Source organism: Consotaella salsifontis (genome assembly GCF_900167365.1).
GTDB classification, from domain to species: domain Bacteria; phylum Pseudomonadota; class Alphaproteobacteria; order Rhizobiales; family Rhizobiaceae; genus Consotaella; species Consotaella salsifontis.
The window spans coordinates 1-21,327 of the sequence record NZ_FUXL01000022.1 but is presented as its reverse complement, the minus strand read 5'-3'; the positions used below and the strand labels follow the sequence as shown (position 1 = coordinate 21,327).

At 65.4% G+C, this 21,327-nt stretch carries 23 protein-coding genes; 14 read left to right on the top strand and 9 right to left on the bottom strand.

Annotation, left to right across the window (positions count from 1 at the left end):
• Positions 1–138: 138 nt before the first annotated feature.
• Both B5D38_RS20515 and B5D38_RS20510 read left to right on the top strand, forming a co-directional pair.
• Positions 139–1,020 carry a carbohydrate ABC transporter permease gene (locus tag B5D38_RS20515; protein ID WP_078710340.1) on the top strand — a complete coding sequence of 294 codons (882 nt, stop codon included), beginning with the start codon at positions 139–141 and terminating at the stop codon, positions 1,018–1,020.
• 11 nt (positions 1,021–1,031) lie between these two features.
• Positions 1,032–1,958, top strand: coding sequence for a carbohydrate ABC transporter permease (locus B5D38_RS20510; protein WP_245319427.1), 927 nt, complete (start codon positions 1,032–1,034; stop codon positions 1,956–1,958).
• Between the two features lie 232 nt (positions 1,959–2,190).
• Here the strand turns inward: B5D38_RS20510 and B5D38_RS20505 are convergent, their stop codons facing one another.
• The 4 genes from B5D38_RS20505 to B5D38_RS20490 all read right to left on the bottom strand — a co-directional run bounded on the left by B5D38_RS20505 (position 2,191) and on the right by B5D38_RS20490 (position 5,233).
• Complete coding sequence (locus B5D38_RS20505; RefSeq protein ID WP_078710319.1) at positions 2,191–3,603, bottom strand: cytochrome P450; 1,413 nt, start codon at positions 3,601–3,603, stop codon at positions 2,191–2,193.
• 108 nt (positions 3,604–3,711) lie between these two features.
• A complete protein-coding gene (locus B5D38_RS20500) occupies positions 3,712–4,026 on the bottom strand; it encodes a hypothetical protein (protein ID WP_207553006.1) in 315 nt (104 codons plus the stop codon).
• 146 nt (positions 4,027–4,172) lie between these two features.
• Complete coding sequence (locus B5D38_RS22305) at positions 4,173–4,688, bottom strand: IS630 family transposase (RefSeq protein WP_078710339.1); 516 nt, start codon at positions 4,686–4,688, stop codon at positions 4,173–4,175.
• Between the two features lie 38 nt (positions 4,689–4,726).
• Positions 4,727–5,233: a winged helix-turn-helix domain-containing protein gene (locus tag B5D38_RS20490; protein WP_078710318.1), complete on the bottom strand. Its 507-nt coding sequence runs from the start codon at positions 5,231–5,233 to the stop codon at positions 4,727–4,729.
• Between the two features lie 512 nt (positions 5,234–5,745).
• Between B5D38_RS20490 and B5D38_RS20485 the strand changes: the two genes are divergently transcribed.
• From B5D38_RS20485 to B5D38_RS20475, 3 genes are all read left to right on the top strand, one after another.
• On the top strand, positions 5,746–6,078 hold the full coding sequence (locus B5D38_RS20485; RefSeq protein WP_078710317.1) for a hypothetical protein: 333 nt from the start codon (positions 5,746–5,748) through the stop codon (positions 6,076–6,078).
• A 95-nt stretch (positions 6,079–6,173) separates the two neighbouring features.
• A complete protein-coding gene (locus tag B5D38_RS20480; protein WP_078710338.1) occupies positions 6,174–6,890 on the top strand; it encodes a response regulator in 717 nt (238 codons plus the stop codon).
• A gap of 4 nt (positions 6,891–6,894) precedes the next feature.
• A complete protein-coding gene (locus B5D38_RS20475) occupies positions 6,895–8,250 on the top strand; it encodes a sensor histidine kinase (protein ID WP_078710316.1) in 1,356 nt (451 codons plus the stop codon).
• A gap of 1 nt (position 8,251) precedes the next feature.
• On the opposite strand, the gene B5D38_RS20470 is transcribed toward B5D38_RS20475, so the two are convergent.
• From B5D38_RS20470 to B5D38_RS20450, 5 genes are all read right to left on the bottom strand, one after another.
• Positions 8,252–8,995, bottom strand: coding sequence for an ABC transporter ATP-binding protein (locus B5D38_RS20470; RefSeq protein WP_078710315.1), 744 nt, complete (start codon positions 8,993–8,995; stop codon positions 8,252–8,254).
• Positions 8,992–10,155 carry an ABC transporter permease gene (locus B5D38_RS20465; RefSeq protein ID WP_078710314.1) on the bottom strand — a complete coding sequence of 388 codons (1,164 nt, stop codon included), beginning with the start codon at positions 10,153–10,155 and terminating at the stop codon, positions 8,992–8,994. The genes B5D38_RS20470 and B5D38_RS20465 overlap by 4 nt, the downstream gene beginning before the upstream one ends.
• Positions 10,152–11,456 carry an efflux RND transporter periplasmic adaptor subunit gene (locus B5D38_RS20460; RefSeq protein WP_165690933.1) on the bottom strand — a complete coding sequence of 435 codons (1,305 nt, stop codon included), beginning with the start codon at positions 11,454–11,456 and terminating at the stop codon, positions 10,152–10,154. Before B5D38_RS20460 ends, B5D38_RS20465 begins: the two co-directional genes overlap by 4 nt.
• 91 nt (positions 11,457–11,547) lie before the next feature.
• The gene (locus tag B5D38_RS22300; RefSeq protein ID WP_165690932.1) at positions 11,548–11,835 is read right to left on the bottom strand and encodes a cysteine rich repeat-containing protein; all 288 of its coding nucleotides are present in this window, start codon (positions 11,833–11,835) and stop codon (positions 11,548–11,550) included.
• A gap of 101 nt (positions 11,836–11,936) precedes the next feature.
• Complete coding sequence (locus B5D38_RS20450; protein WP_078710311.1) at positions 11,937–12,599, bottom strand: SH3 domain-containing protein; 663 nt, start codon at positions 12,597–12,599, stop codon at positions 11,937–11,939.
• 328 nt (positions 12,600–12,927) lie between these two features.
• Here B5D38_RS20450 and B5D38_RS20445 point away from each other — a divergent pair, with 328 nt between their 5' ends.
• The 9 genes from B5D38_RS20445 to trbL all read left to right on the top strand — a co-directional run.
• Positions 12,928–14,919, top strand: a complete 1,992-nt coding sequence (locus tag B5D38_RS20445; RefSeq protein ID WP_078710310.1) for a conjugal transfer protein TraG — start codon at positions 12,928–12,930, stop codon at positions 14,917–14,919.
• A 7-nt stretch (positions 14,920–14,926) separates the two neighbouring features.
• Positions 14,927–15,346 carry a ribbon-helix-helix domain-containing protein gene (locus B5D38_RS20440; RefSeq protein WP_078708514.1) on the top strand — a complete coding sequence of 140 codons (420 nt, stop codon included), beginning with the start codon at positions 14,927–14,929 and terminating at the stop codon, positions 15,344–15,346.
• A gap of 182 nt (positions 15,347–15,528) precedes the next feature.
• Positions 15,529–16,515, top strand: coding sequence for a P-type conjugative transfer ATPase TrbB (gene trbB / locus B5D38_RS20435; protein ID WP_078708515.1), 987 nt, complete (start codon positions 15,529–15,531; stop codon positions 16,513–16,515).
• The gene (locus B5D38_RS20430; RefSeq protein ID WP_078708516.1) at positions 16,512–16,859 is read left to right on the top strand and encodes a TrbC/VirB2 family type IV secretion system protein; all 348 of its coding nucleotides are present in this window, start codon (positions 16,512–16,514) and stop codon (positions 16,857–16,859) included. Before trbB ends, B5D38_RS20430 begins: the two co-directional genes overlap by 4 nt.
• Positions 16,859–17,140 (top strand): VirB3 family type IV secretion system protein, encoded by a 282-nt coding sequence (locus B5D38_RS20425; protein WP_078708517.1) that lies wholly within the window; start codon positions 16,859–16,861, stop codon positions 17,138–17,140. The genes B5D38_RS20430 and B5D38_RS20425 overlap by 1 nt, the downstream gene beginning before the upstream one ends.
• Before the next feature lie 14 nt (positions 17,141–17,154).
• Positions 17,155–19,575: a conjugal transfer protein TrbE gene (gene trbE, locus B5D38_RS20420; protein WP_078708518.1), complete on the top strand. Its 2,421-nt coding sequence runs from the start codon at positions 17,155–17,157 to the stop codon at positions 19,573–19,575.
• On the top strand, positions 19,572–20,327 hold the full coding sequence (gene trbJ / locus B5D38_RS20415) for a P-type conjugative transfer protein TrbJ (RefSeq protein WP_078708519.1): 756 nt from the start codon (positions 19,572–19,574) through the stop codon (positions 20,325–20,327). Before trbE ends, trbJ begins: the two co-directional genes overlap by 4 nt.
• Position 20,328: 1 nt before the next feature.
• Positions 20,329–20,640 carry a putative entry exclusion protein TrbK-alt gene (gene trbK-alt, locus B5D38_RS20410; protein ID WP_078708520.1) on the top strand — a complete coding sequence of 104 codons (312 nt, stop codon included), beginning with the start codon at positions 20,329–20,331 and terminating at the stop codon, positions 20,638–20,640.
• 4 nt (positions 20,641–20,644) lie between these two features.
• Positions 20,645–21,327 (top strand): P-type conjugative transfer protein TrbL (gene trbL / locus B5D38_RS20405; protein WP_078710309.1); only part of this gene is annotated, 683 nt, incomplete at its 3' end.

Genomic DNA, 21,327 nt, shown 5'->3' with positions numbered 1-21,327 from the left:
GGGATCCGGCTGGTTCGATCGCCGAGGCATTCGGGTAAAAGGGACGGTCGACGACATGCCGCCTCGATGACGGACCGGCCGCGCGGCCGGTCCGTCATCCATCGCTCGGTGGTCGTGCTCGCGTTCGGGAGGATTTGCATGGCTTCGACTATCAAGCGCCAACAACTCCAGATTCGTCTGATTTTTCTTGGAATACCGCTGGCCTGGCTTGTCGTGTTCGTCGTCTCGCCGATATTCCTCATTTTCTACTTGAGTTTCACGGACTACAACATTCTGTCGCCAGCGCAGATGATCGGAACATTGAACTACGAGGATCTCTGGTTCGACAGCCTGTTCTGGAAGGCCACGTGGAACACGTTCTTCTACACGGTCGTCTCCGTCCCGCTCGGGATCGTCTTCTCGTTGCTGCTGGCCGTGCTGGTCAATCGGCGCCTGCCCGGCGCGGCCCTCTACCGGTCGATCTTCTACATTCCGGTGGTGACGCCGCTCGTCGCCGTGTCGGTTGTCTGGATCCTGATCTACCAGACCTCCAACGGCCTGGCGAACTACGTCCTGTCGTGGATCAACGTCCCGCCCCAGCAATGGCTGACGAGCAGCACCCTGGCCATGCCGAGCATCATCGTCATGAGCATCTGGAAGGGCCTCGGCTTCAACATGGTGATCTTCCTGGCGGCGCTGCAGGCCATTCCCCGCGAGCTGCACGAGGCGGCCTGGGTCGACGGCGCCGGCAGGTTCCGCAGCTTCTTCAGCATCACCCTGCCGCTGCTCCGACCGGCGATGATCTACGTCGTTGTCACCTCGATCATCAGTTCGTTCCAGGTGTTCACCCAGGTCTTCGTGATGACGGAAGGCGGCCCGAACAACGCGACGGTGACGCTCGTCCACCTGATCTACCGCACGGCGTTCCTGAACCTCGACATGGGCTACGCCTCGGCGATGGCGATGCTGCTCTTCGTCCTGCTGGTGGCGACGTCGCTGACCAGCTTCTGGCTGATGAGCCGCAACAACTACTACGCGTAATGGGGCAAACCGTGACAACAATCGTCGATGTCGCCCAGGGTGCGACGAAGGTGTACCGGAAATCGCGCAGGCACAACGTTCTCGGCAATCTTTTCGGCTTCTACATTCCGGCCACGATCATTGCGGTGGTCATGGCGTTTCCGCTGCTGTGGATGCTGGCGCTGTCGCTGCGCACCGAGGCGGACGTGTTCATCTTCCCACCCAGGCTGGTGACCCTCCCGGTGATGTGGGAAAACTTCATCGAGATCTGGCGGGATCCGCGCATGCAAATCGGCCTGGAGTTCTGGAACACCTTCGTCTACGCGACGGTGCGCTCGGTGCTGCAGGTGCTGCTCTCCAGCATGGCCGCCTTCGTGCTCGCCCGTTACGAGTTCCGCGGCCGCAACACGATCTTCATCCTCGTGCTCGCGACGACGATGATCCCGCACGAGGTCATGCTGCTGCCGCTCTACATCCTGATCAAGCACGTGCCGCTGGCCGGCGGCAACGACCTCTACGGCGCCGGCGGAACCGGCTGGCTGGACACCTTCCCGGGCCTGATCCTTCCCGGTGTGGTCAGCGGCTATTCGATCTTCTTCCTGCGGCAGTTCTTCCTGACGCTGCCGAAGGAGATCGACGAGGCGGCGCGGCTCGACGGCGCCAGCGAGTTCGGCATCTACTGGCGCATCGCCCTGCCGCTCTCGATTCCGGCGCTGACGACGCTGGGCGTGTTCAGCTTCCAGTTCGCCTGGTCCGACTTCATGTGGCCGCTGATCATCACCAGCAGCGATCACATCAAGACCCTGCAGCTGGGCCTGGCGCTGCTGTCGACCATCGACGGCACGCAGTGGTCCCTGCTGCTCGCCGGCGCCGTCGTCTCCAGCCTGCCGCTGATCGCGATCTTCGTACTGCTGCAGCGCTTCATCGTCACCGGCATCAATCTCGGGGTGGGCAAGTGACAGCGGCACGCCGGAAGCTGCCACTTTCATCGGCGGCAATGACGTATTGAATATGGCGTATTTCCATGAATATTATATGCTACTATATTTGTTTTCTACATTAATATTAAACGTATAATCGATCATTTAAAATTTATATTAGTTCGTATTTTTATCTTAAATGAAAGATGACATACTTATAGCCAATGATGTGTGACTGGTGCTCGTGAGGTCACTCAGCGCGGATTGATTATCACCGCGGACGAATGTGCGCAGGCAGTCCGCCGGCTGGCGTCAGAGTGATGCGGGCGAGCGGAAACACCGTCTGCGGCCGCACCAGATCGATGCGGAAGCGCGCCAGCACCGTGGCGAGGACTGTGAGGATCTCCTGCATCGCGAAGCGCTGGCCGATGCAGATGCGCGGACCGAGGCCGAACGGCAGGTAGGCGCCGTCGGCGATGGCCGCGCGCTCGGCGCCGAGAAATCGCTCCGGTCGGAAGCGATCGGGCTCGCGCCACAGCGCCCGGTGACGGTGGACCAGCCAGGGCGCGATCAGGAGTTCCGCGCCCTTGGGGATGAAATGGCCGGCGACGAGGTCGTCGGCGACCGCCTGCCGGCCGATGAACGGGGCGGGCGGATAGAGCCGCAGCGCCTCCTCGACGACCGCCCGGGTGAAGCGCAGGTCGGCGAGGCGCTCCGGCGCGATCGGCCCGCCGGCAAGGACCGCGTCGATCTCCTGGCGCGCCGCCTCAGCCGCCTCGGGGTGCAGGCCAAGCAGATAGAGCGTCCAGGACAGGGCGTTGCCGGTGGTCTCGTGGCCGGCCGCCAGGAAGGTCAGGACGTTGTCGACGACGCCCTGCCGGTCGAGACCGCGTCCGCTCGCCGGATCGGTGGTGTGGATCAGCCGGTCGAGCAGGTCGACCGCCTCGCGGCCGGTGTCGTCGAGCCGCGCGGCGACGGCGGCCGCGACGATCGCCCGCAGCTCGCGGCGGGTCCGGCGCGAGCGGATCTCGGCCAGGCTTGGCCACCAGTTCGGCAGGGCGTACATGCTGGCGAGGTCGACCCGGCCGACGGTGTCGAAATAGACCGCCATCAGGGCGTGCACGCGGGCGCGGTCGGCGGCGAGCGCGCCGGAGAAGACGGTGCGCGCGACGATCTCGTAGGTCAGCCGCTGGAACTCCGCGGCAAGGTCGAGCTCGGCCGGCCGCCCGGCCTCGGCCCAGCGCTCGCACAACGCCTCCGCCGCCTGCCGCATGTCGTCGAAGAGGCCGGCGACGAGCTTCGGGCTGAACAGCGGCGCGGCGATCCGCCTCGTGGCGCGCCAGGTCTCGCCCTCGGCGGTGAGCAGGCCGTCGCCGAGGGCGGGCCGCAGCCGGCGCTGCTGCAGCACGCTCTTGCGATAGGCGCCGGCATTGCGCACCAGCACCCGCTCGATGCCGGCGGGATCGTTGACGAGGGCGAGCCGGCCGCCGCGCCCGACCTTGAGGAAGGGCTTTTCGTAGGCTTCGCGGGCGAAGGCGGTGATCGGGTTGGCGCGGGCCGCGCGGATCGCGGCGAGAAAGCGGAGCGGCGCGGCCGGAGGAACCGGCGCCGCCGGCCTTACCTTGGCTCGACAGATCGATACCGATGCCACGGTGGCGACTTCTTCGCGCGGGATAGCTGACATTCGATCGTTTCCAGTTGATCGTGAAGCAAAAATGGCGGCCTCCTCGGATGGGAGACCGCCAACCGCTGATATCGGCCGCCGGACGAGGGGTGTTGTCCGGCGGCGCGACTACCAGCGGGAGACGGTGCCCCGCCGCGTGACAGTGGTTCCGTTGGGGCCGGTGGTAGTCCGTGATCCAGAGCAGCTCTGAGCATTGGAATCGCAGGAGACGCTGCCCTGCCGACTCATCGAGCGGCCCTGAGGACCGGTCCGATTGACGCTGCGCGAGCAGGAGCCATTGGCGCAGCCTCCGGAAACGTCGACACTGGCGGTGCCGCGAGAGGTCGAGACCGTGCCATGGCGCTCTCCGGCATAGGCGCTTCCCGCCGATAGGGAAAGCGCGAGGACGGCGGATATCGTCAAGACAGCTTTCACACCCTTCATCGAAAATTCTCCTCGTGTCAGTGGACAGTCCGTTCTGTCGAACGATGCGAAAACTTTGAACGACCGATGTCGCGGTAGCGTGATTGGGTCGAAACAGTCGCCAACAATTTCGTCTTCGTTTGTAACGGCTTGTAATACCGCTGAGCCTATGAACTGACCGCCTTGATCCATGGATAGTTGCAGAGCGAGATGATGCGTTCGATGTCTTCGGTCGCGCGATTCCAGGCTTGGCAGCAAGCATCGATGATGGCGGCCTGGTCGGCGAAGACGCGCAGCGAAAGGCAAGTTTCCTTGAGGTACAGCCAGAGCCGCTCCACCGGGTTGAGTTCGGGGCTGTAGGCGGGCAACGAAACGAGCGTGATGTTGTCCGGCACGTTGAGCGCGGCCTTGCCATGCCAGCCGGCACCGTCGAGCACCATGACGACGTGGACGTCGTCGGCAATGGTCTTGGCGAACTCGGCCAGATAGAGGTTCATCATCTCCTTGTTGGCAAAAGGCAGGACGAGAGCAAAGGACTGCCCCGTCACCGGCGCGACGGCGCCATAAATGTAGGTCCAATCGTAGCGCTGGTCGCACAGGCCGGGCGGGCGCTGTCCGCGGGTCCACCAGCGATGGCAGAGCCGACCCTTCTGGCCGACGCGAGCCTCGTCCTGGAACCACAGCTCGATGCGCTTGCCCGAATGGGTCTGGCAGGCCTGGTTCAGGGCCTCGCGGAGCCCCTTTTTTGGAAGCGCTCCTGCGCCTTGGGATCCTTGAGCGGATGGCTCGGCCGCGTCTTCTGCCTCGAAAAGCCGTTCTGGCGCAGGATGCGCGACAGGCTGGCCGGATGCAGGCTCTTGGCGAAATGCGCCTCGATCCAGCGGCACAGCTCCGACAGCGTCCAGGTCGAGATGCCGTCCGTCTCCGGATCAGGACCGAGGAAGATCACGTTGGACAGCGTCGCCAACTCGCCCTCCGTCAGCCGCGGCGCGGGATGGCCCTTCGGGCGGTCGCGCAGCCCGGCCACGCCTTCGGCCTCATAGCGGACCACCCAATCGCGCAGCGTCTGCCGGTCCATGCCGGCGGCTCGCGCCGCATCCGCTCGGCTCATACCATCCAGGGCGTTGGCGATCGCCAGCATCCGGCTCCCCACGCGCCCGTTCGTCTCCCGCCGGGCCATCGCCCGAAGCTCACCCGCCGAATGTCTGTCGCTGATCTCCAAAGCCATCAGCGTCTCCCTCGTCGCGTCAACGACCAGGGAATCACAGCCGCAAAAACCACGCAAATCACGCCAGAGTCAGTTCATCTGCTCAGCGGTATAATGCCAGTGGGCGACCCAAGCGTCGCCTAAGTCGGCCGGCTTGGCGCGGCAGCTAACGTCTGCGCTCTTCCGGTCCCGGCGGATGGTTCGAGCAACGCGAGCGCATCGGCCCCTTTCCCATCGCCGGATACCCAAGCTCCGTTGATCCGCAAGCTGGGCGTGTCAGCCGCAAGCGGCGGAAGGCGCTGCTTCGACGAGTTCGATCAGGCCGCCCCTCCCGTGACAAATCGATACAAGCTGTCCAATGCCGGAAAAGCAAAGAAGGTAGATTGGTCGGTATTCGACGCGCGCATGAGGCGAGACTTGTCGAGGCAGCTTAGACTAGCACAATCGTCAGGGCGCCCGATTGCCGGCAAGCCCAAGATTGTTTCGACGGTGTCCTCTGGCGCGGCGGCGGCCGTCACAGAAGGAGAGGCGCTATGGATGGAAGAATCGCCGCATTGACTATGACGCTTGCGGCGGCACTCGTCAGCTCACCATCGCCGGGCGAGGCGGCGAGCAGCGATCCCGCACCCCAGGCGGACGGCCCGACGGATCGGTTCTGTTTTCTGTCCGATGACAGCACGTCCGAGACCTGCGTTTCGCTATGGTTCGATGAAGACGGTTACGAAGTCTGCCTTTCCGACGACAGCTCTGATGTTCAGAAGTGCGCCAGCGAGTATCGCGACCCGCCGGAACAGCAGTCCGAGCCCGATCTGGACTTCCAAAATTCCGACATGCTTTTGAAGATCAGTAGGGATGGTGCGGAGTAGGTCGCCGCAAGGAGATGCCGTTGCTCATCGAATCCAGTCTCGAAGATGAGCCATTCCGCTTGCCCTCTTCGGTCGAACAGCAGACAAAGGCGACGATGAGTGTGCCGGCCACCACGATCCTGATCGTCGAGGACGACCCTGACATCCGTCGGCTGGTCGGCGATCTTCTACGGCGTGAAGGCTTTGCCGTCGAAGAGGCCCAAGATGGCTTTGCCATGGACGCTGTGTTCGCGCGCACCCGGCCCGATCTCATCATTCTCGATCTGATGCTGCCCGGCGAGGATGGTCTGTCGATCTGTCGTCGGATCCGGGCGCGGGATGCGCTGCCGATCCTGATGCTGACGGCCAAGAGTGACGAGATTGACCGGGTGATCGGCCTTGAAATGGGTGCCGATGACTATCTGGTGAAGCCGTTCGGCCCGCGCGAACTCCTGGCTCGGGTGCGAGCGATTCTTCGGCGCGGCAGTGGTCCGACTATTTCGGCACCGACCCGACGATACGGCTTCGACCGTTTCATCGTCGATCTCGATGCCCGTGAACTCGTCCGCGAGGATGGCGATGCGATCTCGCTGACGACCGGCGAATTCGACCTGCTGTCCTGTTTTGTCCAGCGACCGCGTCGTGTCCTGACCCGCGACCAGATCCTCGACTGGACGCACGGGCGCAGTGCCGACCCGTTCGACCGCACCGTCGACATGCTGGTCTCGCGGCTGCGCAAGAAGCTCGATGTCGCCAGCCCCGGTTCCAAACTGATCAGCACCGTGCGCAATGGCGGCTATCTGTTCACGGCGCCGGTCAAGCCTGTTGCCTAGCCCGATGTTCCGTTTCCGCCTGGCAACCCGCATTTCCATCACCGTGGTTGTCGCTCTGCTCGCAGTCTGGCTGGCCAGTCTCGGCTTGGCCTATTGGTGGCGCGCGGATCGGATTCAATCGGCGTTTCCACAGCCCGCCCGAATCGCGGCGATTGCCGAACTGGCGGAACACACAACGACAACCCAGCGGGATAACCTCTTCGCGGCAATCCGAGCTCCCGTACTTGACATTCGAATTGAGAACGGCCCCGTGCCGAGCCGCTCGGGAGCGGTGTGCCATGGCGTTGCCGAGGCGGTTTGCGGCTCCTATGCGGCTGCCCTGGACGGGCGTTTCCTCTCCTTGTCGCCCCGTCCGATCTCGCCTCTCAATCGCCGCTTTCCCAACCTCTTCGGCTCGGCGGTCAACGCGCTGGATTTCCACATCGCACTTCGCTCAGGTGATTGGCTCGTCATCGACACCACCGCTCCGGTGCCCGTCACTCGGCTCGGGCTGCCGGTCGGCTTCGGTGCAGGATTGCTCGGAACGTTGGTGGCTCTGGCTGCGCTCATCGTCATGCACCGCGAGACCCGACCACTCGTTCATCTGGCCCAAGCAGCCGACAGGATGGACCTGTCGGGCGTTCCAGTTCTTCTGCCGCCATCGCGGTCGAGCGCCCCCGAGATCCGGTCATTGATCGACGCTTTCGGGCGGCTCCAGACCCGCCTGTCGCAGCTCCTGCGCGCGCGGATGGCCATGCTCGGCGGCATTTCTCATGACGTGCGAACCTTCGCGACGCGGTTGCGCCTGCGTATCGAGACCATGCCCGACAGCCCCGAACGCGACCGAGCCGTTGCCGACATTGCCGACATGATCCGGCTTCTCGACGACGCGCTACTGACGAGCCGGGCCGGTGCCGGCGAACTGACCGAGGAACTCGTCGAGATCGACGAACTGGTGCGCACCGAGATCGCCGACAGATGCTCGGCCGGCGCCGAAGTCACGCTCCGCGTCGAGCCGCATGCGTTGGGCGTGGCGGTGCTGGGCGACAGGATCGCGCTGCGCCGTATCTTCTGCAATCTCCTCGACAACGCGCTCAAATACGGCTACGCGGCTCATCTTGTCGTGACCGCCGATGGCGGATCGATCAGCGTCATTGTCGATGACGAAGGAACGGGGATACCGCCGGATTTGCGGGAGATCTTGTTCGAGCCATTCGTGCGTGCCGAGTCTTCCCGCAGCCGGGCGACGGGCGGCGCCGGCCTCGGCCTAGCGGTCGTGCGCAACCTTGTCGAGGCGCATCACGGCAGCCTTACCGTCGAAGATGCGCCGAGTGGCGGCGCGCGGTTCAAGGTGACATTGCCCTGCTTCGTAGTGGCATAGGTCAGGGCCGCTGGGGCAAAAGGCCAACAGCTTCGGGACGTACTTTGTCGGCACTCCGTTCCTCGCCAACGATCCTGCCGTCCGCGAATTCGTAGATCCGGTCGAAAAGATCAAGCGACCGCGGATCATGGGTGACCACAACCACCGCGGCCTGGCGGACATCGGCGATTTGCCGGAACAGCTCCATGACCTGGCGCCCGCGATGGCTGTCGAGCGCGGCCGTCGGCTCGTCGGCGAGGATCAGCGGCGGATCGTTGGCGAGAGCACGGGCGATCGCCACCCGCTGCTGTTCACCGCCGGACAGGCGCGCCGGGGGATTGTCGATCCGGTGTCCCAACCCAAGGTTGATCAGCAGGTCGGTGGCGTAGGCGCGCGCCGGGCGGGCGGCTACGTCGTCGATCTCCAGGGCCAAAGCGACGTTTTCGCCCGCCGTCAGAAAGGGAATGAGATTGGCCTTCTGAAAGACGAAGCCGATCGCATGCCGGCGGAAGTCGCGCAGACGATCGAGGTTGGCGCCCGGTTCGGAGACCTTTTGTCCGCGAATGGTGACGTCTCCCGCGGTCGGCGGCTCCAGCAGACCGGCGATCAGCAGAAACGTGCTCTTGCCCGAGCCGCTGGGGCCGACGATGCCGACCAGCTCGCCGCCATGCGCCTCCAGTGAGACGCCATCCAGCGCCTTCACGATGCTGTCGCCGCTGACGTAGTGGCGTGTCGCGCCGTGCACGTCGAGGATCGCTCCGGTCATGACAGCACCTCCTGCGCCCGCACCTTGAGAGCGCGTACGATGCCGAGCAAACTGGCGACGCCACAGATCAGGGCGACCGCCGTGAAGAGCAAGGCAAGGTCGCCCGTATCCATGACGATACGCCGCGGGAAGTGCGGAAAGACGAGTTTGGAGACCACCAGCCCGAAACCGAAGCCGCCGACGCCGATCAGAGCCGCCTGCTCGGCGATCATCGCGATGATAATCGAGTTGCGGGCGCCGATCAGCTTCAGCATGGCGATCTGGTGCAGCTTCTCGATCGTCATCGTGTAGATGATCAGCGAGATCACGATCGCCATGACCACCAACAGCACGACGGTGAAGGCGAGGATCTGGACCCTGAGGCGCCAGAGTCGCTGATTGAGCAGCAGATTGTGCTGGTCAGCCTGGCTGAGGACGTTGGCGTCGCCCCAGGCCAAGACCGCCGCCGCGACTTGGCGCTGATCAGCCGCCGGGTCGAGAGAGACGAGCACAGCAGCGATCTTGCTCTCTTGCGGCACCGAACTGTTCGCACCGGCGGCGGCATCCGTTCCGCCCGCCTTGGCGCGCGCCAGCAAGACCTCCTCGTCCGTGCGCCGCTTGGCGATATCCACCGCATCGTTGATTGTCACGAACAGGAGCCCGTCCCCCTGCACGTCGACCATCCCGTTGGTGAGGCCGACAATGCGAAAATCGTCCTGGCCGAGGTGGACGACATCGCCGAGCCCAAGGCCGATGCTGGCGTCGGCAATCGCCTCGAAATGACCTGAGGCCAAGTAACGTCCGTCGCTAAGCCGCAGCCATTCGCCTGTGTCCGCCGGATAGTCCAAACCGGTGATCGACGCTCTCAGGTTGCGCCCGTCGACGTCGAACTGTTGGCTGAACTGGACGAAACGGCGAACGCTGGCGACGCCCGCCAGCCCCTCGACGCGCCGGTCCATCGTCGAGGGCACGGAGGAGCCCTCGGCGAACGGGCCCGAACGACCACCCTGGACCACCCAGAGATCGGCACCGATCGTGTCGATGACCAGCAAGGCGTCATCGACGATCCCGCGATAAAGGCCGACCATGCCGACCGAAGCGGTGATCAAAAAGCCAACGCCGGCCACGGTCAGCAGGAAACGCGGCAATCCGAAGCGGATATCCCGGAGCGCCAAGTTCATGGGGTGGTGCCCCGAGCTGGGCGAAGACGCATTTTCTCGAAGATTCGGGAGCCATGGATCAGCATGTCGCCGGCTCGTAATCCGGCCCGTATCTCGACCCGCTCCTCGCCCAGCGCGCCCAGATCCACCGGCTGCCACTGGGCACGGTCATGCCTAGCAACCCAAACCCCCGGCGCACCGTCGCGGCGCGTGATGAACCGGGTGGGAACGGCGAGAACGTCCGTCCTGGTGCCGGTCGTGACCGTGGCGGTGCCACGCTGCCCAATGGCCCAGTTCTTCGGCAGTTCGTCGGGCACGATATCGGCCGTGAACTCGCGCGTTTCGGTGTCGACCTCCCGGCTCAACCGCAGCACATGGCCGGATATCGGCCGATCCGATTGCGAACCAAAGTGCAGGATCGCGACTTGACCGGGCTCGATTGATGCGATGGCGCTTTCGTCGAAGCGAGCCGTCAGAACGACGCTCCGGGGATCGGCAATCTCGATGATCGGCGATCCAGGTGAAGCGAGGTCGCCGGGATTTTGGTCGCGGGCAATGACGATACCGTTGAACGGCGCTCGAATCGTCGCCTCCGAGACGTTGGTGCGGGCGACAGCGACATTTGCCTCGGCCGATTGGGCTTGTGCTTCGGCCTGCGCGATACTGGCCTCGGCGGCCGATTGGTCCGCTTCGGCCTGCCGCAAGGTCGATTGGGCCGTGTCGTAGCTCGACTGGGTGGTCGTCTTGCTTTTGAGCAGCTTTGCCTGCTGCTCGAACTTTTGACGGGCATCGGCGAGAGCGGCTTGTTTGCGCTGGCTTTCCGCTCGTGCTTGATCCACCGCCTGCTCGGACGCTTTCTGAGAGGCGACGGCCGCCGCCAGCTCGCTTTCGAGATCGTCGGAGGCAAGGCGCGCGATCTCGTCGCCTGCCTTGACCTGATCGTTTCGGTCGACGGCGACGGAGACGATGCGCGCCTGGATCTTCGGGCTAAGCGACGCGCGACGAGTGGCATCAAGCGTGCCAGGGCCGGCTCGCTCAGTTGTCAAAGACCCGGCGGCAACTTGCCATGTCTCGACGGGACGCGGGACCCAATACCGCACTCCCAGCACCGCCACGAGGACCAGGACGAGGCTCGCGAGCACCAGACCGGCTCGCCAGCGGCGAGGCGGACGCGAGAGCGGCTTCCGCCCAACGAGACCAGGAGAGGTTTCCGGTGCACTCCCGTCCGTTGGCTGCGCGACAGGCGCGGCCGGTCGGTCGTTCTGGCCTGGCGCGGGAGCTTCGAACATCGAGGGATCGGCGGAACGGTCGAGTTGATCCATGACGATTCCCCGCTGCGCCATTGTTCTTCCACCGTCTCTGCCGGACGCTCACAAGACGGTGGGCTGCTGCGCGGTTCGGTCGGGCGTTCGACTATTGGCCGACAATGGTGGTCAGCGCGGAGTGGCAGGCTGGCGTCAGACGTGCCGCGTTGGCTTGCAGGCATTCCAGGATGCGACCGCCACCCGGCTGAACATTCGGGCAATAGCGGCGAAAGTCCGCTTCGCAGGCTTGCTTGACAGCCCTGGCCTCGGCACGCGTGATGTTCGGCATCGGGCGGCTCTGCGGCGGCGGCGTTTGGGAAAAGGCGCTCACTGAAGCAAACGTGGCCGTGGCGAGCGTCAAGGCGCATAAGAAGTGCCGGAAATGTCGTTCCTGCATGGAAAGTCCTTTGAACGTTCGAGGGGAAAGGTCGGCGGCCGATTTGTTCCGTGGTGCGACTGGCCGCCTCGGTATGCGTCCGGGCATTATGGCGCGGGGCCTTACCGACGGAAGCCCCCGACACCCGCACGGGTGCCGCCATTGGGGCCAACGGCCCGATAGCCACCGACACAGCCGCGGGGGCCACACGCGCGGGCGCCCTGGATGGTACCTCCGTTGGGACCGGTGATCGTGCCGGCGCCGCCACATCCGCGAGGACCGCAGCCGCGGGCCCCGGTGGCGCTGCCGCCGTAAGGTCCGGTGACCGTGCCGCCGCAGCCATGCGGGCCGCAGCCACGAGTCACGGTGCTTCCCGGAGGCGGGCCATAAGGCGGCGGCGCACCGTAGTAGGCGGGGCCGCGATAGTACCAGGGGTAGTTCGTATAGTAGTGGTCCCAGTAGGCCGCATTGAAGACCACAACCGGCAGTCCGACGCGCGGTCCGACGACGACGGTAGAGCCGTCGACAACAGTCGTCAGATAGTGTGCCGACACCCAGCCGCGGGCGCCGCCGTAACTCGTGTCGCACCAGGAATAGTCGGCGAGGCAGCCATAGGTTGTAACACGTCCGCCGTTTGGCACGACCCGGATGGCCGGGTAGCGAGTGCCGGGACCGGCACGCATGTTGACGTCGGCCGTCGCAACTGCTGAAGAAGCGGCCAGAGCGCCAGTCGGCGCAAGCGCGCCGACCACCAGCAGAATCGTCGCAAGCAGCGTGTTTCGCATGGAAACTCTCCCGATCGAATCGAACGTCGGTTCACCTTCGGTACTGCACACCGTTCGGTGCCCAGTGCCTTGTGTCCCAACTCGCTGATCAGCCTAAGGCGCTGCTGTCTTCGGAGTTTGCCCGCCAGGTCTTCAAACGTCGAGCTTTGTCACGGATCGTAACAGGGCAGACGGCGTCCATTGCAATAGCTATGACCTTTTATCCAGATCGTGCATCGCGGCCATTCTCTGTCTTTCTCCGCCACAGCACGATCACGCCGCCGATCTCCCGATAGCCGCTTGAACCGCCCCGGCGCCCTGCCCGACCTTCTCCAGAAAGGAGACGCGCGTGCCGGCATCGAAGATCCTCTGGGGGCAGATTGTCATCGTCGTTGCGATCGTCCTGGTGACGACGTGGACGGCGACGGAGTGGACGGCCTGGCGGCTGGGGTTTCAGGCGCAGCTTGGAACGTCATGGTTCGAGCTCGGGGGCTGGCCGGTCTACGCTCCACCGTCCTTCTTCTGGTGGTGGTATTTCTACGACGCCTATGCGCCGCCGATCTTCGTCGAGGGCGCGTACATCGCCGCCTCGGGTGGCTTCCTCGCGATCGCAGTCGCGATCGGCCTGTCCGTTTGGCGGGCGCGAGAGGCGAAGAACGCCGAGACCTTCGGCTCAGCCCGCTGGGCGCGGCCGGATGAGGTGAAGGCGGTTGGGCTGCTTGGGTCCGACGGCGTCGTGCTCGGCAAGCTCGATTGCCATTACCTCCGCCATGATGGACCTGAGCACGTGCTGTGCTTTGCCCCGACACGCTCCGGCAAGGGCGTCGGTCTCGTCGTGCCGTCGCTGCTGACCTGGCCAGGCTCGGCGATCGTTCACGACATCAAGGGCGAGAACTGGCAGATCACCGCCGGCTTTCGTGCGCGGCACGGCCGCGTGCTGCTGTTCGACCCGACCAATCCGAAGTCGGCCGCCTACAATCCGCTGCTCGAAGTTCGTCGAGGCGAATGGGAGGTTCGCGACGTCCAGAACATCGCCGACATCCTGGTCGATCCGGAAGGCTCGCTCGAGAAGCGGAACCACTGGGAGAAGACCAGCCACGCGCTGCTCGTCGGCGCCATCCTCCATGTCCTCTATGCCGAAGAGGATAAGACGCTGGCTGGCGTTGCCGCCTTCCTCTCCGATCCTCGCCGACCGATCGAGGCGACGCTCGCCGCGATGATGAAGACGCCGCATCTGGGCGATGCCGGGCCGCACCCCGTCATTGCCAGCGCGGCGCGCGAACTCTTCAACAAGTCGGACAACGAGCGCTCCGGCGTCCTCTCCACCGCCATGTCGTTCCTCGGCCTCTACCGCGATCCGGTCGTGGCCGAGGTGACGCGGCGCTGCGACTGGCGCATCGCGGACATCGTCAGCGGTGCACAGCCGGTGACGCTCTACCTCGTCGTGCCGCCCTCCGACATCGCCCGCACCAAGCCGCTGATCCGCCTGATCCTCAACCAGATCGGCCGCAGGCTGACGGAGGATCTGCAAGCGAAGGGCAACCGACATCGGCTCTTGCTGATGCTGGACGAGTTTCCGGCGCTGGGGCGGCTCGACTTCTTCGAAAGCGCGCTCGCCTTCATGGCGGGCTATGGGCTGAAGGCCTTCCTCATCGCGCAGTCGCTGAACCAGATCGAGAAGGCCTATGGACCGAACAACTCGATCCTCGACAACTGCCATGTCCGGGTGAGCTTTGCGACCAACGACGAGCGCACCGCCAAACGCGTATCGGACGCCCTGGGTACCGCCACGGAGCTACGGGCGATGAAGAATTATGCCGGCCATCGGTTGTCGCCCTGGCTCGGCCATCTGATGGTGTCGCGTTCGGAGACGGCGCGGCCGCTGCTGACGCCCGGCGAGGTGATGCAACTGCCGCCGGCGGACGAGATGGTCATGGTGGCAGGCACACCGCCGATCCGGGCGAAGAAGGCGCGGTACTTCGAGGACGCGAGGTTTGCCGAGCGGGTGCTGCCGCCGCCGGTGCTGATCAAGCAGGACGCTTCGGCTGCCGACGATTGGAGCACATTGCCGATGCCGACCCAGCCGGCAAGCGCCGCAGAGACTGCCAACGGCGCCTCCGGCGACGATGAGGACCCCGCAGGCTCAGAGCGCCGCAAGCAGCCGGAGCTGGCCCGCGTCCAACCGATCGAACAACCGGCGATGCCGCCCACCAACGAATTCGATCTCGACTTCGATGCGGACGCTGATGACGACGCGGCGCGGATCGGCCGCGTCGACCGGCTGATGCAGGGCGTGGCGCGGCAGGTTTCGCTCGATCCCGCCGACGGCATGGATTTGTGAGGCGCCGATGAACAAGCCGCAAAAGAAGCAGCGCCTGTCGGTCTATCTCGATCCGCCGATCATGAAGGCTCTCGCCGAATATGCCGCCCGCCGCGACCATTCGCGGTCCCTCGTCGCCGAAGCGGCGATCGCCTCCTTCCTGTCCCCGGATGCTGCCGAGCGGCAGGAAGCGGCCACGACCAAGCGTCTCGACCAGCTTGATCGCCGGCTGACACGGATCGAGCGTGATCTCGGCATCTCGGTCGAGATGCTCGCCCTCTTCGTGCGCTTCTGGCTGATCTCCAATCCGCCGCTGCCAGAGACCACGCAGGCGGCCGCACGCGCTCAGGCCGGCGAACGCTACGATGCCTTCGTCGCGGCGCTCGGCCGACGGCTCGCCAAGGGCCCAAAGCTCAGGCAAGAGATCTCCGAGGATATCGATCCATAGCACAACGAGTGATAGGTCGTCGTCGTCCACACCCTCGCTGAACGCCACTTCGCCGATCGCCTGTCTTTCTTCGCCAGGCTACGACGGCTGTCCGGGACCTGTTGAACTCGTCCCTTTTCCGGTTCTCTTAATCGTCCCCGATCCGGAGCCGCCGTCGGCGGGCCGCCGGCAATGGGGACAAGATGGCGGTTTCTTCGCATCAGCATTCGGAGGCGGTCTCACGCGGGGCGCGCATGCTGCGCACGGCGCTGGGACCGGCGATTGCCGGATACCTGGAGGATCCGGGCGTCGTCGAGGTGATGCTGAACCCCGATGGCCGGCTCTGGATCGATCGGCTCGCCGAAGGGCTGGCCGAAACCGGCGAGAGACTCTCTGCGGCCGACGGCGAGCGGATCGTCCGGCTCGTCGCCCATCATGTCGGCGCAGAGGTTCATGCGGGCGCGCCGCGCGTTTCGGCCGAACTTCCGGAGACCGGTGAGCGGTTCGAGGGTTTGCTGCCGCCGGTCGTCGCCGCACCGGCCTTCGCCATTCGCAAGCCGGCGGTCGCCGTGTTCACACTGGAGGACTACGTTGCTGCCGGCATCATGAGCGCCGATCAGGCCGCGCAGCTGCGCCAGGCTGTCACCGAGCGGAAGAACATCCTTGTCGCCGGTGGCACTTCCACCGGCAAGACGACGCTCACCAACGCGCTGCTCGCCGAAGTCGCCCGCACCGCCGATCGCGTGGTGCTGATCGAGGATATGCGCGAGTTGCAGTGCGCCGCGCCAAACCTCGTCGCCTTGCGCACCAAGGACGGTGTCGCCTCGCTCTCCGATCTGGTGCGCTCATCGTTGCGCCTTCGGCCCGACCGCATACCCATCGGCGAAGTGCGGGGGCCGGAGGCGCTCGATCTCCTGAAGGCCTGGGGCACCGGCCATCCTGGAGGCATCGGCACCATTCATGCCGGCTCCGCCATCGGCGCGCTGCGGCGGCTGGAGCAGCTCATCCAGGAAGCCGTTGTCACCGTCCCGCGGGCGCTGATCGCCGAGACCATCGATCTCGTCGCCGTGCTCTCCGGCCGAGGATCCTCACGCCGCCTCGCCGAGCTTTCCCGCGTCGTCGGTCTCGACCGCCATGGCGACTACCGCATCACGCCCACCCTTCCGCCTCGCACCGGAGACCGCGCATGATCTCTCGCCCTCATTGCCTTCGCCGATCTCTTGGTCGGCGCATCACTGCAACAGCCGCGACCATCGGGGCAGCCAACATCGCCTTGGCCTCGGCCGCCCACGCTGCCGGCTCATCGATGCCGTGGGAGGAGCCGCTGGAGCAGATCCTCGAATCCATCGAGGGGCCGGTGGCGAAGATCGTCGCGGTGATCATCATCATCGTCACTGGCTTGTCGCTGGCCTTCGGCGACACCTCGGGCGGCTTTCGCCGGCTGATCCAGATCGTCTTCGGCCTGTCGATCGCCTTTGCCGCTTCGAGCTTCTTCCTGTCGTTCTTCTCCTTCGGCGGCGGAGCGCTGGTCTGATGGCCGCCTCTTTCACTTCCGCCGGCGAGGTCGCCGGCTTCAGCGTGGCCGTGCACCGCTCGCTGACCGAGCCGATCCTGCTTGGCGGCGCGCCACGCTCCATCGCCATCCTCAACGGCACGCTCGCCGCCGTCCTCGGGCTCGGCCTGCGCCTCTGGCTGGTTGGACTTGCCCTATGGGCGATCGGTCACTTCGCCGCCGTCTGGGCGGCGAGGCGCGATCCGCTGTTTGCCGATGCCGTGCGCCGGCATCTGCGCATTCCCGGCCACCTGGATCTCTGAGGAAGGCGCGCACAATGATGAACCTTGCCGAATACCGCCGCACCGCCACTCGGCTCGCCGACTTCCTGCCCTGGGCCGCCCTGGTCGAGGCCGGCGTCGTCCTCAACAAGGACGGCAGCCTGCAAAGGACCGCCCGGTTTCGCGGGCCTGACCTCGACAGCGCCGTGGAGGCCGAGCTGGTGGCGGTTGCCGCCCGGCTCAACAACGCCTTCCGCCGCCTCGGCTCCGGCTGGGCACTCTTCGTCGAGGCCGTTCGGCTCGGCGCGCAGCGCTATCCGGAAAGCACCTTTCCCGATCCGGCCTCGGCGCTGGTCGATGCCGAGCGCAAGGCCGAGTTCGAAGCCGAAGGCGCACATTACGAGTCGAGCTATTTTCTCACTTTCGTCTATCTGCCGCCGGCGGAGACGGCCGCGCGCACCGAGGGCTGGCTCTACGAGGGGAAGAGCGGCAAGGGCATCGACGCCCGCGAGGTCCTGCGCGGCTTCATCGACCGCACCGACCGTGTCCTGCAGCTCATCGAAAGCTTCATGCCTGAGTGCCAATGGCTCGATGATCACGAGACGCTCTCCTACCTCCACGCCACCATCTCGACCAAGCGCCAGCGCGTGCGCGTACCCGAGGTGCCGATGCACCTCGATGCGCTGCTCGCCGACCAGCCGCTCACCGGCGGCCTGGAGCCGATGCTGGGAATCGCGCATCTGCGCGTTCTCACCATCACCGGCTTTCCGACCGCCACCACGCCCGGCATTCTCGACGAGCTGAACCGGCTCGCCTTCGCCTATCGCTGGTCGACCCGCGCCATCCTCCTCGACAAGGTCGATGCCGTCCGGCTGCTGACCAAAATCCGCCGGCAGTGGTTCGCCAAGCGCAAATCCCTTGTGGCCATCCTCAAGGAGGTTCTGACCAACGAAGCCTCGGTGCTGGTCGACACGGACGCCGCCAACAAGACGGCCGATGCCGACCTCGCTTTGCAGGAACTGGGCGCCGACTATGCCGGGGCCGCCTTCGTCACCGCGACGGTCACCGTCTGGGACGAGGATCCCCGGATTGCCGAGGAGAAGTTGCGGCTGGTGGAGAAGGTTGTCCAGGGCCGCGACTTCACGGCGATGCCCGAGACGATCAACGCGGTCGATGCCTGGCTCGGCTCGCTGCCGGGCCATGTCTATGCTAATGTCCGCCAACCGCCGATCTCGACGCTGAACCTGGCCCACATGATCCCGCTCTCGGCGGTCTGGGCGGGACCAGACAAAGACGAGCATCTCGGCGCGCCGCCGATGCTCTTCGGGCAGACGGAGGGCTCGACGCCGTTCCGCCTGTCGCTCCATGTCGGCGATGTCGGCCACACGCTGGTGGTCGGGCCGACCGGCGCCGGCAAGAGCGTGCTGCTCGCGCTGATGGCGCTGCAGTTCCGCCGCTATCGAAACGCTCAGGTCTTCGCCTTCGACTTCGGCGGGAGTATTCGCGCCGCGGCGCTGGCCATGGGCGGCGACTGGCACGACCTCGGCGGCGGGCTGACCGAGAGTGCCTCTGTCTCTCTGCAGCCGCTGGCGCGCATTCCCGACACGCCCGAGCGCGCCTGGGCGGCCGACTGGATCGTCGCGATCCTCACGCGCGAGGGCATAGCCATCACCCCGGAGGTCAAGGAGCATCTCTGGACGGCACTGACCTCGCTCAGTACGGCGCCTATCACCGAGCGCACCATCACCGGGCTCTCCGTTCTCCTGCAGTCGAACGTCCTCAAGCGGGCCCTGCAGCCCTATTGTCTCGGTGGCGCCTATGGCCGGCTGCTCGATGCCGAGGCTGAGCATCTGGGCGAAGCGTCCGTTCAAGCGTTCGAGACCGAGGGCCTGATCGGCACCGGCGCGGCCTCGGCCGTGCTGGCCTATCTCTTCCACCGCATCGAGGATCGGCTCGACGGCTCACCGACACTTCTCATTATCGACGAAGGCTGGCTCGCCCTCGATGATGAGGGCTTTGCCGGCCAGATCCGCGAATGGCTGAAGACGTTGAGGAAGAAGAACGCCTCCGTCGTCTTCGCCACCCAGTCGCTCTCCGACATCGACGGCAGTCCGATCGCGCCGGCGATCATCGAGAGCTGCCACACCCGCATCCTGTTGCCGAACGAGCGGGCGATCGAGCCGCAGATCGCATCGATCTACCGCAAGTTTGGTCTCAACGATCGTCAGATCGAGATTTTGGCCCGCGCGACGCCGAAGCGCGACTACTACTGCCAGAGCCGGCGCGGCAACCGCCTGTTCGAGCTCGGCCTCGGCGAGATCGCGCTCGCCCTTTGCGCCGCCTCCGCCAAGACCGACCAGACCGAGATCGAGGATGTCCTCGCGCAATACGGCCCGGACGGCTTCCTTGCCGCCTGGCTGAAGCGCCGCGGCCTTGCCTGGGCCGCCGATCTCGCCAATCTGGAGATGCCGTCATGATCCCTCATGCTTTGCGTTGTCAGACGCTGGCTGCGGCGCTTATCGCTCCCGTTGCTCTGTCGCCGATGACCGTCACACCTGCTGCGGCCGCCTGGCTCGTCTTCGACCCGACGAACTACGCCCAGAACGTGCTGCAGGCGGCCCGGGCGCTGGAGCAGATCAACAACCAGATCACCTCGCTTCAGAACGAAGCGCAGATGCTGATCAACCAGGCGCGCAATCTGGCGAGCCTGCCATACTCCTCGCTGCAGCAGCTGCAGCAGTCGATCAGCCGCACCCGGCAGCTTCTCGATCAGGCCCAGAAGATCGCCTTCGACGTCGGCGAGATCGACCAGGCCTTTTCCTCCACCTATGGCGCGGCCTCGACTTCGACCTCCGATCAGGACCTGATCGCAGCCGCCAAGACTCGCTGGCAGAACACCGTGGCGGGGTTGCAGGACGCCATGCGCGTTCAGGCCGGCGTCGTCGGCAATCTCGACACCAACCGGACCCAGATGTCGGCGCTCGTTGGCGAGAGCCAGGGCGCGACCGGTGCCCTGCAGGCGACGCAGGCCGGCAACCAGCTCCTGGCGTTGCAGGCCCAGCAGCTCGCCGATCTCGTTGCTGTCGTTGCCGCGGACGGACGGGCCCACGCGCTGCAATCGGCCGAACAGGCGGCAGCCGCCGATCAGGGCCGCGAGCAGCGCCGACGGTTCCTGACGCCTGGCGCCGGCTATGAACCCGGCAGCGCGCAAATGTTCTACGGCGATTGAGATGCAGGCGGAGCACTTTGCCCGGCTCGCTGCCGGCGTCTTCGTGGCCGTCGCTCTGGCCGTCGCGGTGTTGGGTGGGGCCGGAAGGGAGGAGGAACCAGCGTCAGAGGCATCGGTGCCGAGCTCGGCCATCCCGGCCAATCCGCTGCGGGCGGAGATGATCCGCTGTGCCAGGATCGGCGAGGCCGCCATACACGATGCCGCCTGTCTCGAGACCTGGGCGGAGAACCGCCGCCGCTTTCTGTCGGCGAACGACGACTGGATCCGCGACCGCCTGCCGGTCCCGCCGCGGATAAAGCCGGAGGCCCGTTAGCGCCATGCAGGGCACCGGCGTCATCGACCACTTCCTCGAGGTCTTCACCCGCTATATCGATTCCGGCTTCGGCCTGCTCGGCGGCGAGGTTGCCTTCATCGCCACCACGCTGATCGTCATCGATGTGACGCTCGCCGCCCTCTTCTGGTCCTGGGGCGCCGATGACGACATCATCGCGCGCCTCGTCCGGAAGACTCTCTTCGTCGGCGTCTTCGCCTGGCTGATCTCCAACTGGAACAGCCTCGCCAGGATCATCTTCGAAAGCTTTGCCGGTCTCGGCCTGAAGGCGTCCGGCACCGGCTTTACCGCCGCCGACCTCTTGCGCCCCGGCAAGGTGGCGCAGACCGGTCTCGATGCGGGGCGCCCGCTGCTCGACTCGATCTCCGGCCTGATGGGCTATTGGTCGTTCTTCGAGAACTTCATCCAGATCGCCTGCATGTTCCTCGCCTGGGCGCTGGTGCTCTTCGCCTTCTTCATCCTCGCCGTCCAGCTCTTCGTCACCCTGATCGAGTTCAAGCTGACGACGCTCGCAGGCTTCGTGCTGATCCCCTTCGGGCTCTTCGGCAAGTCCGCCTTCATGGCCGAGCGGGTGCTCGGCAACGTCATCTCATCCGGCATCAAAGTGCTCGTCCTCGCAGTCATCATCGGCATCGGCTCGACGCTGTTCTCCGAGTTCACCGCCGGTTT